Raw genomic sequence first — 14,434 nt, 5'->3', positions numbered from 1 at the left:
AACCCCTTTTCTAAAATTTACTAAACCGTTCGTGGCGCTGTTCAACAAGTTCGTCAGCCGAAAATTGTCGTAAACTTTCCACTTCGGAAACTAACATATTTTTTAAAACTTTCGTGCTTTCTTGGTCGACGACTTCTGGAATGATTTTATCAATGATTCCTTCGGTCAGCAGAATCTCTGGTGTCAGCTTTAATTCTTCCGCCGCGTCCGCCACTCGCTTAGCATCTTTCCAAACGATCGAGGCGTAGCCTTCTGGCGATAGCACCGAATAGATGCTGTTTTCAAACATCCAGACCCGGTCCGCGGTTGCCAAGGCTAATGCGCCACCACTACCACCTTCACCAACAATTACGCTGATGTATGGTACCCGCAACTCCATACCCACCATTAAGCATTGAGCAATTGCCGATCCCTGGCCGTGATATTCAGCATCCATTCCTGGATACGCACCCGGCGTGTTAACAAAGGTAATTACCGGGCGTTTAAATTTTTCAGCCTGCTTCATTAAACGAATTGCCTTACGATATCCCTCCGGTTCGACCGTCCCGAAATGGCGTTCAATATTTTCGGCGGTATTTTTTCCCTTTTGGGTTCCAATGACGGTCACTGGTAAACCGTTTAGTCGGGCAATTCCACCAATGATTGCCGGATCGTCGCTTAATTGCCGATCACCATGAAATTCAGTAAAGTCGGTAAAAATATTATTAATCAAATCTTCGGTGGCAACCTTTTCTTTCGCGCGGGCTGCCATAACCGTTTCATAAGCTGTTTTTGTCATTTTCATCCCTACTTATTCATTCCGCATGGAGGCTTAACAAGTTATTTAAGTAGCCTTTTAAGTCCTTGCGTTCGACAATTGCATCCAAAAATCCATTTTTAAGTAACGTTTCTGCCTTTTGAAAATCCTTAGGCGGTTTTTGGTTAATGGTTTGTTCAATTACCCGCCGGCCCGCAAAACCAATTAAGGTTTTCGGTTCCGCCAAAATAATGTCGGCTTGCATTGCGTAACTGGCAGTCACCCCACCGGTAGTTGGATCGGTCAAAACCGCGATGTATAACAAGCCTTCCGCACTATGCCGAGCCACTTCGTCAGACACCTTCGCCATTTGCATAAGGGAATGGATTCCGTCTTGCATTCGCGCTCCGCCAGAAGCCGTAAAGATGATCACGGGTAACCGTTCTTGAGTGGCTTTTTGGAAAAGATGGGCAATTTTTTGCCCGGTAACCTGGCCTAAACTTCCCATGATAAACCGGGAGTCCATCACCGCAATGGCTACCGCAAAATTACCAATTTTGCCCTTTCCAGTTAGGACACTCTCGTTGACTCGAGTCTGCTTAATCCCGTTTGCTAACTTCTGGCGATACTTTGGGTCAGCGTTCTGAGGGTCGGTAGTAAGGGCTTTATCCCACTCTTCAAACTCGTCACAGACCATCTTGATTCGTTTGCGCGCACCAATTCGCATTCCGTACCCACACTTGGGACAAACTTCTAAGCTACCCGCGTGACGATAGTAATACTTCTCATGACACTCGGGGCATTCACGCCACAAGCCTTCTGGAATTTTCTTCAGGCGTTTAACAATTTCTTCTTGGGTTGGCAAGGAAAACTTACTTTTCATTATTCAACCACTCTTTCAAAAAGTTATTTTCAATATATTTAGTTGAAAATTGTGCCTTTTCAAACCCTTTATCAACTAACAACGCTTCTAAGAACGTCTTGTTACATTTAACCCCAGCAATTTCAAATTCCTTTAGAACCCGTCGCATTTTAACAATTGCTTCTTGACGAGTCGGCATTTTTACAATCATTTTAGCAATCATCGAGTCGTAGAACGGGGGAATTAAACTTCCTTGGGTAATTCCCGAGTCAATTCGCACTCCCATGGTCCCCACCGGCAAAAAGAGGTGATCAATCTTACCAGCCGATGGCATAAAGTTGTTACTAGGGTCCTCCGCATTAATCCGACATTCAATTGCGTGACCTAAAATGTTTACGTCAAGCTGACTAAAACTCAATTTTTGGCCTTCCGCAATCTTAATTTGTTCCTTAATTAATTCAATTCCAGTAACTTCTTCGGTAACGGTATGCTCCACTTGTAGGCGGGTGTTCATTTCCATGAAGTAAAAATGGTGATCTTGATCCATAAGGAATTCAATGGTGCCGGTGTTGTAGTATTTAATTGCCTTAGCCGCCCGAACCACAATTTCACCTAAAGTTTCCCGTTCCGTGTGAGAGATTACTGCGCAAGGGGTTTCTTCAATCACCTTTTGATTAGTCCGCTGAAGCGAACAATCTCGTTCCGGTAAGAAAACGTAGTGTCCATACTGGTCGGCAATCACTTGCATTTCAATGTGCTTGGCGTTTTCAATAATTTTTTCTAGGTATAAATCTGCGTTACCAAAAGAAGTTTGTGCTTCACGTTGCGCCGCTTGGTAGGCTTTTTTCAGTTCGTCTGGTGAATTAATTCGCCGGATTCCCTTTCCGCCACCACCGTCGGCCGCCTTTAGCATTACGGGATAACCGATCTGCTCCGCAACCACCATGGCGTTTTCTAAATCCCGCACCATCCCGTTACTACCTGGGATAACCGGTACGTTCGCACTAATCATGGTTTCACGGGCCCGCGATTTATTACCCATCAACTCGATCGTTTGGTAACTTGGTCCGATAAATTTTAAATTACTTTCTTCACACAACCGCGCAAATTCAGCATTTTCTGATAAAAAGCCATAGCCCGGATGAATTGCGTCACAGCCGGTTAAAATGGCTGCGTTAACAATGTTAAAAGTATTTAGGTACGATTCCGCTGGTTGGGGACCACCAATACAGACTGCTTCATCCGCGAGGCGTACAAAGAGACTATTTTCATCTGCGGTAGAATAAACTGCCACTGCCTGAATATCTAGCTCGTGTAACGAACGAATAATCTGTACCGCAATTTCACCCCGGTTGGCTACTAAAACTTTTTGAAACATCAATACTCTCCTCTTTCTAGCCCACGATGAAAGTTAAATCAGCTTCACAAACCACTTCATGTCGCTCATTTTCAATCACCCCGTGGCCCGTCCCAATTTGACGCTTCAACTTGGTTAATTCCACGGTTAGGGTTAACTCGTTTCCGGGAACTACCCGTTGGTTAAAGTTTGCCGACTTAATCCCGCCAAAAAAGGCGTTTTTGCCTACAAATTCGGGTGCTGATAGTAGTGCACAGGCCCCCGTTTGCGCAAGTGCTTCAATTAATAATGGTTCCGGCATAAATAGTTCGCTTTGATGACCGAAAAACCATTCGTTGATGGTAACTTGCTTTTGGGCAACCGCCTTTTTGCCATCTTCTAAATTAATCAATTGGTCAATTAATTGAAATGGTGGCCGTTGGGGAATGATGTCTTGTACATTTACCATTTCCAAGCCCCCTATTTTTCGCGAATCCGAGCGATTGGCTGGTCATATTCCACCATCGAACCATTATCAACCAGGATTTCGACAACTTCGCCTTCAATCGGTGAATGAACTTCGTTAAACATCTTCATTGCTTCAATCAAGGCCACGGTGTCACCTTTTTTAACCGTACTACCTTCTTGAATATATGGATCTTCGCCTTCTGCCGGAGCAAAGTAAACTACTCCCACAAACGGGGCCTTAATTTCAGCTAACGGTTCACTTTCAGGCACGGAAGGAGTTGTTTCCGCTACTGGTGGATTATTTTGCATTACGGGCTGACTAGCCGGTGCTGCTTCTTTTTTAACCTTTAAATTAAAATCACCGTCGTGAATTTCAAACGATGTAAACGACGATTGATCTAATTTAGTCAATAATTTATCTAAATCAATCTCTTCCATTTTCTCACCTCTTAAATGCTAATACCGCATTATGACCACCAAATCCAAAGGAATTACTGATTGCCGCGTTAACCTTTGTTCGCCGGCTGTCTTCCGTTACCAGCGGAATGTTGACTTCCGGATCCTTAACTTGGAGCCCGACGTTTACTGGCATCACGTCATTTTGCAATGCCGCGATGGTGGCTACGGCTTCAATGGCACCTGCCGCCCCTAATAAATGTCCGGTCATCGACTTGGTACTACTTACTTGATAATGGTCATTGTCAGCAAAAACCTTCGCGATTGCTTTAGATTCCGCACTATCATTAGCATGGGTGCTGGTTCCGTGGGCGTTAATGTAGTCTACATCTGCAGGAGTTAAGCCACCTTCTTGTAGGGCCATTTCCATCGCCCGGATAGCTCCGCGACCGTCAGGATCTGGCTGGGTCATGTGGAAAGCGTCACTAGTCATTCCGTAGCCGACAATTTCTGCTAAAATGTTTGCACCACGGGCCTTTGCATGTTCGTACTCTTCTAAAACTAAGGTAGCGGCACCTTCCCCCATGACAAAGCCATTTCTTTCCTTATCAAATGGAATTGAAGCGCGCAAACGATCCGTCGCGGTCGATAACGCCGTTAAGGCCGCAAAACCGGCAATCCCGATTTCATTAATCGATGATTCAGCACCACCAGTAATCATTACGTCCGCATACCCATTTTTAATATGGTGGAACGCATTACCAATGGCATTATTAGCGCTAGCACAAGCCGTAACGATTGCTTGACTAGTATTTTTGGCATTAAAGTACATCGAAATATTACCCGCCGCCATGTTCGTGATTGAATTAGTAACGAACAACGGGGAAACTCGTTTAGGTCCCTTGGTGTTCATTTTGATTACTTGTTCTTGGATTGTGGTTAACCCACCAATTCCAGAGCCGTAGATAACCCCCATCTGTTCGGGATCCACTTCGCCATCCTTAAAATCGGCTTGTTCCATGGCTTCCACCGCGGTGTACAAAGCGTACTGGGAAAACGGATCCATCCGCTTAGCAATTTTTCTTTCTAAACGTTCGGTAGCGTTGAATTCTTTAACTTCCCCAGCAACCGTAATTCCGGTCGGTTCAGCATCAAAATGAGTAATTTGGTCGATTCCTACTTTAGATTCATTTAACCCTTCAATAAAGGCGTCCCGACTATTACCAAGTGGGGTTAGTGCCCCCATTCCCGTTACAACAACTCTTCTAGTCATATTTTCCTCCTTGATTTAAAGGGTCAATCCGCCATCCACGGTCAGAACTTGCCCAGTAATGTAATCATTTTTAAGTAAAAAGCTTACCGCCATGGCAATTTCTTCAGGTTGCCCAAAACGGTGCATTGGAATCATTTCTTCAGTCTTAGCGCGAACCTTGTCACTTAGTTTTCCTGTCATCGCCGTTTCGATCATCCCAGGGGCAATCGCGTTGCACCGAATATTTCTTAACAAGCCTTCGCGAGCGGTTGTTTTGGTCAAACCTACAATTCCCGCCTTACTAGCGGAATAATTAGCCTGTCCCACATTCCCGTGAGTTCCCGAAATGCTAGAAATATTTACGATATTACCGGATCGTTGTTTTTGCATAATTTTCATTGCGTACTTAGTAACTGAGAAAGTCCCCACTAAATTAGTTGCGATGACCTCTTCGAAGTCTTCTAACGACATCCGACTTAACAACTTGTCCCGAGTGATGCCGGCGTTATTAATGACGATGTCGACGTGACCTTGCTCTTCGTTAAGTTCGTTAAGCAATGCCCCCACTTCGTCATCAGCCCGGATGTCTAAATTCTTGTAGACGATCCCTAAATCATTAAGTTCGGTTTGTAGCGCTACGTCTTCAACTGCCCGGCGCGCGGTGATAAAGACTTTCGCACCTTGTTGCGCTAAATCTTTAGCGATTGCAAGCCCGATTCCTTTCGTTCCGCCAGTAACTACCGCAACTTTATCCTTAATATCCAATTAATATGGCCTCCTAATTAAAGACTGAGAAAACTTAAATTAAATTTTCCCAGCCTATTCATGTCTATCAATGTCCGTAAACCCTTAGCTAACCGGTTCCTCAGCTTGTTTAGTCACTAGGAACTCGCGTAGTTTATTTAAATTTTCCACCCGGTCAACGTTAAAAATTGGCAGGTCCGCCTTTTTCAGCGTTTTTTTCGCAAAACCACTCAACGCTTTGCCAGGTCCTACTTCAATAAGACAATCCAATTCATCAACGTCAAGCAGGTTTAAACAATCCGTAAAGTAAGTTGGATGCGTTAGCTGTTTAGCTAAGGTATCCTTTAAATTGTTTACGGTAAACGGTGCTCTAATGGTGTTGCTAATAACCGGGATTTGCGGTGCCTGAACCGGAACGCTTTCCAATCGCTCAGCCAAACGAATGCTAGCCGGCTCCATATACGGGGTATGTGAAGCTACCGGCATTTTGATTGGCACAACACGTTTTACGCCGGCGTCCTTTAGAGCTGCGCTAAAGCGTTCAATTCCCGTGGTGTTACCCCCGAAAACAGTTTGCTTCGGCGTATTATAGTTTGCTGGAAAAACGTCGCCGACTTTTCTAGCTTCCGCTAACGCGTTGTCAATTACCGTGGCCTCCGCGTTAAGCACTGCTACCATTTTTCCAGGGTTTTGTTTACCAGCTTCGCTCATGTACCGCGACCGGTCTGCAATCACGGCTAAACCGTCCGCTAAAGGAAAACTTTCTGCCGCTAATAATGCAGAATACTCACCTAAGCTCAGTCCCACAAATTTTTCTGCCTGAAGTTCTTCTTGGCGTAAAATTCGTTCTACCCCTAAACTAAAAATCACAATCGCTAATTGTGCGTTAACGGGGTCGTCCATCACCGCGGGGTCCGCAAAATTCTGACCTAGGATCTGACTAGCTTCATCCACTAAGGACCGGTAAGCTGGTTCCGTTTTATAGAAGTCTTGTCCCATCCCCTCAAACTGTTGACCTTGTCCGCTAAATAAGTATGCTGCTTTAATCATTGCAATCTCCTTAGTACTGCCTCGAATTAGTCTTGGTTTTCAATAATGTAATCAACTAATTTACCAACAGTATCCATGTTTTCGTCAGTATCGATGTCGATATCAAATTCATCTTCTAATTGGTCCACAACTTCAAAGATGTCTAAGCTATCTGCTTCTAAATCTTCTGAAAAACTAGTTTCCATTGTGATTTTGCTTGCGTCCTTTTCCAATTGGTCTGCGATTACTTCTTGTACCTTTGCGAATACTTCTTCTTTTGTCATTTTATGTTCCTCCAAATAATATGTTTTTAAAATTTAATTATGCTAGTACCGATGGTCAAGCCACCGCCAAAGCCGCTAAACACGATGATGTCGCCGCGTTGGATTTTATGTTCCTGCATCAGTTCTGCTAAAAGCAGTGGCTCACTGGCTGCGGCAGTATTTCCGTAGTCAGCGATGTTGATTGGAAATTTTTCTAACGGTAGTTCCAACCGTTTGGCCACGCTTTTAATAATGCGGGCGTTTGCCTGGTGCAACAGGAAATACTTGACGTCTTTCGCATCAATTTCCGCCGCTTGTAACACTGCTTGGATTGATTCAGGAACCCGGTTAGTTGCAAATTCGTAAACCTTGCGGCCATTCATTTGAAAAAAATAAGATTGCGTTGAATCAGTTAACGCAGCCACGTTACCAGCAGTGAGGTGTTCCCCTAAGTCACCATAAGTAGTTAGCCGTTCGGCAAGCAATCCTGCAGGGTCAGCAGGATCATTTTCGACTAAAACGCCCGCTGCAGAGTCGCCAAACAAAACTGCCGTACTCCGGTCTTCCCAATCTAGCAGACGAGACAGTGCCTCTGAACCAATTAATAAAGCCTTATGATAGTTCGGCGATTGAAGCATTTGGTTCACTACACTCATTCCGTAAACAAAGCCACTGCAGGCGGCACTAATGTCGAAGGCCATGGCTCTAGAAGCCTTAAGAGCGCCTTGAACCAGTGCGGCTACTGAAGGAGTTTGGTAATCCGGAGACATGGTTGCCACCACGATCAAATCTACTTCTTCGGGAGCCGTGTTCGTCTTGGTAAGTAAAGCTTCTGCAACCTTAGTTGCCATTGCAGCATTAGTTTCCTCACCAATCCGATGCCGCCGTTTGATACCGGTTCGTTTCGAAATCCATTCGTCCGACGTATCTAACGTTTGCGCTAGTTCGTCGTTAGTAATAACCCTTTCCGGACTATACTTTGCCGAATCAATAATTTTTAATCCCATTTACTTCACCAACTATGCTTTAGGCTGGTCAGTTGCCCCAACAATAAAGGTCAATTGAGCTTGGCAAACTTTCTTTTCGCCGACGGTTGCAAATGTTTCCACAACCCCCATGTTGCGTTTTTTCTTAATCATTTCGACATGTAATTTCAAAACATCTCCAGGCCGAACAATTTGGCGGAATTTAGCGTTATTAATTGCTCCTAAGTACGCCGTCTTTCCCGCAAACTCTTCGGACTTCAAAATTAAGATTGAAGCAGCCTGTGCCAACGATTCAATAATTAATACGCCAGGCATTACTGGATTTCCCGGAAAGTGTCCTTGGAAAAATTCTTCGTTAATGGTGACGTTTTTAGTTGCGATAATTGATTTTCCTGGTTCCAATTCGTCAACGTAATCCATAAATAAGATTGGATAACGGTTTGGAATTAACTCCATGATTTCTGCCGCGTTTAAAATACTCAAATTCTTATTTCCTCCTCAACCGAGTGTTCCTTGCGATTCCTTACATAAGGAATATTCAAAAGAATAGCGAGAAAAGGTTCGTTGCGCAATTGCTTTTAAAATGTGAATTTTTTGCTATTTTTTTAAAAAACAGCGTTCAAAGCCGATATGGTGGGATTTCTTATTGATTTCCCTGATTGAAACAAATTATCTTGAACCGTCACAATTAATTAACCCCATACACTAAAATCGCCACCAGGACGGGGAATTGCTTGTCAAGTAATTTTTGTACATCCCAAACATCGTTAATGGTGTACAAATGAACTCATTGTGTAACTTACTTTAAGCTCCCTATTGGCACTGTTTCGCGTTATAATGTTGGGTACACAACCATCATGAAAGGTAGGACCACTATTGATGAAAATAATTATGCATATCGATGAAATGGAAAAATGGCCCATGGTACTAAGTAACCTCGCCCATTTGAACGAACATTACGCTGAAACCAATAACGTAATTGAATTACTTGTTAACGGCCCTGCAGTGGCAGCTTTACAGACTTCCCAGTCGCAAAATGCAACAATTAAAGACGCCCTCCAGCCCCTGGATCAGTTGGTCGTTTGCCAGAATTCGCTAAAACAACGACAAATTAGTCTCGATAGCTTAATTAGCGATGCCAAAGTGGTCCCTTCAGGGGTTGTTGAGTTAGTAGAAAAACAAGCTGCTGGCTATGCGTATTTACGGCCGTAATTTATAATCACCTAACTTATAGGAGGAATCTTCATGGAAGAAATGCTAGTTACCACCACCGAACGTATCCCTGGTAAGGAATATCAAGTAATTGGAGAAGTTTTTGGTTTGACCACCCAATCTAAAAATTTAGTACGAAATATTGGAGCAGGTTTAAAAAATATTGTTGGTGGCGAAATTAAAGACTACACCAAAATGTTGGACGAATCTCGGCATATAGCAGTCCAACGTTTACGAGAAAATGCTGCGGCAATGGGTGCTGATGCCGTAGTGATGATGCGTTTTGATTCAGGTTCAATCGGCACTGACATGCAGTCGGTTGCCGCTTACGGAACTGCCGTTAAATTTATCCAAGAATAGTAAATTAAAAAAAGGCATCAATTGCTATTAGGAAATTAAGCTAGTTAAGTTTTAGCTAGCCTATTGAAATTTCCTTTAAGCAGTTGATGTCTTTTAAATTTGTTTTTATACTTCGTTATCCGCGCTTATTTTTTTACTAAAGAATCTCATTACCCCAGAAATATTTTCTAAGAGACCCATAATTTTCAGTCCACTATGCGTTTGGTGCATTTAAAATATCCGTTGTTCCCTTCGCAATGTCAGTTTGACTAATTAACCGGTCATAATTTTCGGCAAATTGTTTTTCTGCGTGGTTAACGTAACCTTTGTACACCACTTTACCGACGTCTTCGCGATTAAAAAAGTAAACTTCTTCCGGTGTCATCATTCCTTCTGGGATGAGCACCGCTCCATAATCGAAGTAGGCTTCCTTTTGGGCTTCTTCCTGGACCACGCTCGCTCTTGAAATAATAAGCAACTCTCCTCTTTCAGGATGATCTTTTAACGTTACAACCGAACCTAACGGTAATATATTTTGTGCCATTATTTTTGCTCCTCTACTATTGACTTCCCTTACGCTGTTTTAGAAGTCACTTCCTTGATCCGTGATAAAACTTTGACTAGTCACTAAGGGCTTTACTTTTGCGTTATGATTTTTATTCAACCTAACGATCTTTCAACCCTTAATTTAATCAGTATTCCAATTTTCATTGTTATCCAATACTCTCATGGTTCTTTACTAGTTTTATATGTCTTATCGTGTATTAAATATACACCCAAACTTCATTAATTGGCAATCCCAAAAATTAAGCAACAATGTTATTCCTATATTTTAAGTGAATTTTTTAGTAATTGACTCTCGTAAATTTTTTCCATTATTTCATTAACAAACAACCCAATTATTTATCCGCACTTATAAAAATCATTTCTAATTGGTTAGTAATAACCCTTATGCGCTAAATTTACCTAAAAAAAAGAAACCAATTCGCGATTAAACGAATTGGTTTCTTCACTAGTCTTTACCCAACCTTAGTGCTGGTCAAAAACTATTTATTTTTCATAGCGTTAGCTTTACGACGGTCTTCCTTAATACGAGCTGCCTTACCATGTAATGCACGTAGGTAGTAAAGCTTAGCACGACGAACGCGACCGTAACGAACAACGTCAATCTTAGCTACACGTGGTGAATGGAGTGGGAATGTACGTTCCACACCAATTCCGTTACTGATCTTACGAACAGTGTATGTAGCACTGATTCCTGAACCATGACGCTTGATAACTACCCCTTCAAACATCTGGATCCGTTCGCGGTTACCTTCAACAACCTTAGCGTGAACCCGAACAGTATCACCAGCGCGGAATTCAGGAATGTCGTCGCGAAGTTGTTCTTTTGTAATCTTGTTGATTAATTCATTCATCAAAAAATCTTCCCTTCACCAATCTTCTTAACTCACCCGGAGCCAGCGGAACATTGTTAATTGTTGGCATTCAAGCCAAGTAAAATAATAACATATCCACTCCGCTGATGCAAAGTTATTTTAACTGTAAATCATCGTTATAAAAAAGCGGATACGCCATGTAGCAAGCAATTACACTACCAATACTAGTGGCTGCTAACAACATAAAAGTTACCATAATTTGGTACAGAATCGCCTTAGTGGGATCGACTCCGGCAAAAATTAATCCGGACATCATTCCTGGTAAACTCACAATCCCTACTGTTTTGGCGGAATCAATGGTTGGCGACATCCCGGTTTTAATTGAATTTTGGACAATCGCTCGTGATGCTTGCTTCAAGTTGGCCCCTAACGCTAGCCGTTCTAAAACCCCTTGGCGTTGGTCTTTAAAAGTTTGGTTCATGCTGCGGTAGCATAATCCGATTGCCACCATGGTGTTACTAGCAATCATCCCAGAAATTGGCACGATTTGGCTGGGGGTAAACTTAATTGCCCGCGCTAACACTAGTAAACAAATGGTTGTCACGGTTGCCACGCTAATGGCTAAGAGACTAATAAAAAACGCATGGGGAATTTTATCCGCCCGTTTTTTCGCGTTAAGTGCGGCATTAAAAATGATGATCAATACCATCAAGATGGTTAACCAGACCCGGTCAACCTTAATAACGTAAGTTAAAACGTAACCCACGACGGTTAGCTGGATAACTGCCCGAATTACCCCGATCACCATGTCCTTTTCCAACCCAATTTTTTCGTGTAGATTAATTCCTAACGCAATGATAACTAAGATGATGGCGAAGGATAACGCCAAAGGACTAACGATTAAGTTCATGTCGTTCACCTACAATTCTGCCATTTTCAATCGTGACTAAACGATGAGCTAAATTAATTTCTGCTTCGTCATGTGTAATTGCTAAAACCGTAATTTTGCTTTTTTGGTTCATTTTTTCAATTAAATGATGGACAATTGCCTTGGTGTCCACATCTAGACCCGTAGTAACTTCATCCAACAAAAGGACTTTAGGTGGAAAAAGCAAGTTGCGGACTAACGCCACCCGTTGCTTTTCGCCCCCCGATAGGTCCACAATCGGCTTATCTAAGAATCGTGCGGTTAAGTCAACCTGTTCGAGTGACCTAATTGCCTTATCCGCGTTAAAAGGATGGTTACGAATTTCAAAAGGAAACGCCAGATTGTCACGAACCGTTTCGCCAAACAAGGTTGGTTGTTGGAAACAGTAAGAAACCTCCTTGCGGTATTCAATTTTGGGGATCGCAAGCTGATCCTCTCCGTGATACATAATCGTGCCGCTTGTAGGGGTCAGTAACGTGGCCAAAATCTTTAAAAAAGTACTTTTCCCCGACCCGGAGGGGCCCACTATCGTAATGTAATCACCAAGTTCCGCATCAAAATCGATTGAATTCAAAATTCTGGTTCCGTTAACTACGTAATTAAGATTACGAACGGAAAAGATTTTGGTCATAAAAGTCACTCCCCTAACTTATTTAGATTCATTATAATTTAAAAAACTAGAAGTTACTAGTAAAAAGAGGATGAACCGTCACCTACACAATTAACCTACCTCTAAAAATATCAAAGCTTTTTAGACTAGTTCCCCGCTAGCCTCCGTCAATTGTATAGATCCAATCATCCTCATTATATATCGGGTGTTTGTAATTCTCGGAGGATCTTTTGATCTTCCGCCGTTAATTTAGCCGTTTTTAATAAATCTGGCCGACGTTCTAACGTTTTCTTCAACGCCATCGTTCGTCGCCATTCGTCAATCTTGCCATGGTTACCACTCAACAAAATCTCCGGTACTTTTAATCCTCGAAAATCAGCGGGACGGGTGTACTGTGGAAACTCTAAAAGTCCCGTAGAAAATGAATCATCTTCAGCAGACTCATCGTTACCTAGCACGTCTGGTAGTAAACGAACCGTTGCATCAATCATCGTCAATGCCGCTAATTCCCCGCCCGTAATCACAAAATCACCAAGCGAAACTTCGTCATCGACCAACGTCTTAATCCGCTCATCATAGCCTTCATAATGCCCACAGATAAAGGTCAGGTGCTCTTCTTTTGCAAAATCTTCCGCCATTGCTTGATTAAAACGCTTGCCACCTGGATCCACTAAAATCACCCGACCTGCCGATTGGTGATTTTGGCTTTTGACGTGCTCCATAGCGTCAAAAATCGGTTGTGGCGTCAGTAGCATACCGGCTCCGCCTCCATAAGGGTAATCGTCGACATTTTTGTGCTTATTAGTTGAATATTCACGAAAATCAGTTACCTCAACGGCTAATTTGTCACTTTCAATCGCCTTCCCCACAATTGACTCGTGGAGCGGCACTTCAACCATTTTCGGAAATAAAGTTAAAATATCAATCTTCATTAATCTAACCCCTCAGGTACCGCAACTTCTACAACACCTTTATCTAAATCAACTTTTAATACTACGTCCTTTAAGTATGGTAGCAATAAGTCTTTTTGACCTGGCCGTTCAACTACCCAAACATCGTTAGGACCGTAGGACAAAATTTCCTTAACTTTACCGAGAGTTTGCCCTTCTTCAACGACCTCTAACCCAATAATTTCGTGTTGGTAAAATTCATCTTCACCAAGCTCTTGGAGTTGATCTTCCGCAATTTTTAGCATCATGCCCTTAAACTTTTCAACTTCGTTGATTGAGTCTAGTCCGGCCAATTGGATTAACCACATGCCTTTAAAAGGTTTTGCCGATTGTACCGTTACGGCTTGCATTGGTGCCGTTGCGTTCGCGTCTTTAAATAATTGCAGTTCAGTGCCGGCTTGGAAACGTTCTTCCGGAAAGTCGGTGTACGCGATCACCTTTAATTCACCGCGTAAGCCACGCGTGTTCACGATTTTGGCCACGTTATAATAGTTCATTATTCTTCCTCCGATACAAAAAGAAGGGCGTAATAAAACAACCGTTTTACTTACGCCCTTCATTTCAGGTTAAAACCTATTTTGTATATTTAGCTTCGTGATACTTCTTCATAATTCCTGCTTTAGAAAGAATATTCTTAACCGTATCCGAAGGTTGTGCACCATTGTTTAACCAGTTCATGATTTCTTCTTCTTCAAGCTTAACTGCAGCTGGTTCAACTAATGGGTTGTATGTTCCAACTTGGGCGATAAAACGACCATCACGTGGTGAACGTGAATCAGCAACCACGATACGGTAGAAAGGACGCTTCTTCGAACCCATACGTTTTAAACGAATCTTTACAGACATGTTAACACCTCCACTATTTATTCACGAGTAATAATATACCAGTTATTTGAAGAGATGTAAAGGTTTTTTCCTTAACAGATTAAATTTTATTTTTTATC

At 42.6% G+C, this 14,434-nt stretch carries 20 protein-coding genes; 2 read left to right on the top strand and 18 right to left on the bottom strand.

Going from position 1 to position 14,434, the window contains the following annotated elements; translation table 11 throughout:
- Positions 1–10: 10 nt before the first annotated feature.
- The 11 genes from NYR25_04320 to fabZ form a co-directional block, all read right to left on the bottom strand.
- Positions 11–784, bottom strand: coding sequence for an acetyl-CoA carboxylase carboxyltransferase subunit alpha (locus NYR25_04320; protein UWF34626.1), 774 nt, complete (start codon positions 782–784; stop codon positions 11–13).
- 10 nt (positions 785–794) lie between these two features.
- Entirely contained in the window at positions 795–1,619 is an 825-nt protein-coding gene (locus NYR25_04315) for an acetyl-CoA carboxylase carboxyl transferase subunit beta (GenBank protein UWF34625.1), read from the bottom strand.
- The gene (accC, locus tag NYR25_04310) at positions 1,609–2,976 is read right to left on the bottom strand and encodes an acetyl-CoA carboxylase biotin carboxylase subunit (GenBank protein UWF34624.1); all 1,368 of its coding nucleotides are present in this window, start codon (positions 2,974–2,976) and stop codon (positions 1,609–1,611) included. The genes NYR25_04315 and accC overlap by 11 nt, the downstream gene beginning before the upstream one ends.
- A gap of 16 nt (positions 2,977–2,992) precedes the next feature.
- On the bottom strand, positions 2,993–3,403 hold the full coding sequence (locus tag NYR25_04305; protein UWF34623.1) for a beta-hydroxyacyl-ACP dehydratase: 411 nt from the start codon (positions 3,401–3,403) through the stop codon (positions 2,993–2,995).
- A gap of 11 nt (positions 3,404–3,414) precedes the next feature.
- Positions 3,415–3,840: an acetyl-CoA carboxylase biotin carboxyl carrier protein subunit gene (locus tag NYR25_04300; GenBank protein UWF34622.1), complete on the bottom strand. Its 426-nt coding sequence runs from the start codon at positions 3,838–3,840 to the stop codon at positions 3,415–3,417.
- Positions 3,841–3,844: 4 nt separating this feature from the next.
- A complete protein-coding gene (fabF, locus tag NYR25_04295) occupies positions 3,845–5,071 on the bottom strand; it encodes a beta-ketoacyl-ACP synthase II (protein ID UWF34621.1) in 1,227 nt (408 codons plus the stop codon).
- 15 nt (positions 5,072–5,086) lie between these two features.
- A complete protein-coding gene (gene fabG, locus NYR25_04290) occupies positions 5,087–5,815 on the bottom strand; it encodes a 3-oxoacyl-ACP reductase FabG (GenBank protein UWF34620.1) in 729 nt (242 codons plus the stop codon).
- Between the two features lie 84 nt (positions 5,816–5,899).
- On the bottom strand, positions 5,900–6,844 hold the full coding sequence (locus tag NYR25_04285; protein ID UWF34619.1) for an ACP S-malonyltransferase: 945 nt from the start codon (positions 6,842–6,844) through the stop codon (positions 5,900–5,902).
- 26 nt (positions 6,845–6,870) lie between these two features.
- A complete protein-coding gene (gene acpP, locus NYR25_04280) occupies positions 6,871–7,107 on the bottom strand; it encodes an acyl carrier protein (protein UWF34618.1) in 237 nt (78 codons plus the stop codon).
- 26 nt (positions 7,108–7,133) lie between these two features.
- Entirely contained in the window at positions 7,134–8,093 is a 960-nt protein-coding gene (locus NYR25_04275; protein ID UWF34617.1) for a ketoacyl-ACP synthase III, read from the bottom strand.
- A 12-nt stretch (positions 8,094–8,105) separates the two neighbouring features.
- Positions 8,106–8,555, bottom strand: coding sequence for a 3-hydroxyacyl-ACP dehydratase FabZ (gene fabZ, locus NYR25_04270; protein UWF34616.1), 450 nt, complete (start codon positions 8,553–8,555; stop codon positions 8,106–8,108).
- A gap of 396 nt (positions 8,556–8,951) precedes the next feature.
- On the opposite strand from fabZ, the gene NYR25_04265 reads away from it, so the two are divergent.
- The gene (locus tag NYR25_04265) at positions 8,952–9,284 is read left to right on the top strand and encodes a DsrE family protein (GenBank protein UWF34615.1); all 333 of its coding nucleotides are present in this window, start codon (positions 8,952–8,954) and stop codon (positions 9,282–9,284) included.
- Positions 9,285–9,317: 33 nt separating this feature from the next.
- The gene (locus tag NYR25_04260; protein ID UWF34614.1) at positions 9,318–9,644 is read left to right on the top strand and encodes a heavy metal-binding domain-containing protein; all 327 of its coding nucleotides are present in this window, start codon (positions 9,318–9,320) and stop codon (positions 9,642–9,644) included.
- A 193-nt stretch (positions 9,645–9,837) separates the two neighbouring features.
- Here NYR25_04260 and NYR25_04255 read toward each other — a convergent pair whose 3' ends face one another.
- From NYR25_04255 to rpsP, 7 genes are all read right to left on the bottom strand, one after another.
- Complete coding sequence (locus tag NYR25_04255) at positions 9,838–10,167, bottom strand: DUF4176 domain-containing protein (GenBank protein ID UWF34613.1); 330 nt, start codon at positions 10,165–10,167, stop codon at positions 9,838–9,840.
- A gap of 502 nt (positions 10,168–10,669) precedes the next feature.
- The gene (gene rplS, locus NYR25_04250) at positions 10,670–11,041 is read right to left on the bottom strand and encodes a 50S ribosomal protein L19 (protein UWF34612.1); all 372 of its coding nucleotides are present in this window, start codon (positions 11,039–11,041) and stop codon (positions 10,670–10,672) included.
- A 115-nt stretch (positions 11,042–11,156) separates the two neighbouring features.
- A complete protein-coding gene (gene fetB, locus NYR25_04245) occupies positions 11,157–11,912 on the bottom strand; it encodes an iron export ABC transporter permease subunit FetB (GenBank protein ID UWF34611.1) in 756 nt (251 codons plus the stop codon).
- Positions 11,896–12,561, bottom strand: coding sequence for an ATP-binding cassette domain-containing protein (locus tag NYR25_04240; protein UWF34610.1), 666 nt, complete (start codon positions 12,559–12,561; stop codon positions 11,896–11,898). Before NYR25_04240 ends, fetB begins: the two co-directional genes overlap by 17 nt.
- Before the next feature lie 173 nt (positions 12,562–12,734).
- Positions 12,735–13,472 (bottom strand): tRNA (guanosine(37)-N1)-methyltransferase TrmD, encoded by a 738-nt coding sequence (trmD, locus tag NYR25_04235; GenBank protein UWF34609.1) that lies wholly within the window; start codon positions 13,470–13,472, stop codon positions 12,735–12,737.
- On the bottom strand, positions 13,472–13,987 hold the full coding sequence (rimM, locus tag NYR25_04230) for a ribosome maturation factor RimM (GenBank protein UWF34608.1): 516 nt from the start codon (positions 13,985–13,987) through the stop codon (positions 13,472–13,474). Before rimM ends, trmD begins: the two co-directional genes overlap by 1 nt.
- Positions 13,988–14,063: 76 nt before the next feature.
- Positions 14,064–14,336 (bottom strand): 30S ribosomal protein S16, encoded by a 273-nt coding sequence (gene rpsP / locus NYR25_04225; protein ID UWF34607.1) that lies wholly within the window; start codon positions 14,334–14,336, stop codon positions 14,064–14,066.
- Positions 14,337–14,434: the final 98 nt, after the last annotated feature.

Source organism: Pediococcus acidilactici (assembly GCA_024970065.1).
Classification (GTDB): domain Bacteria; phylum Bacillota; class Bacilli; order Lactobacillales; family Lactobacillaceae; genus Pediococcus; species Pediococcus acidilactici_A.
Note: the sequence above shows the minus strand (reverse complement) of the source record. Positions and strands in the feature narration are given on the sequence as shown.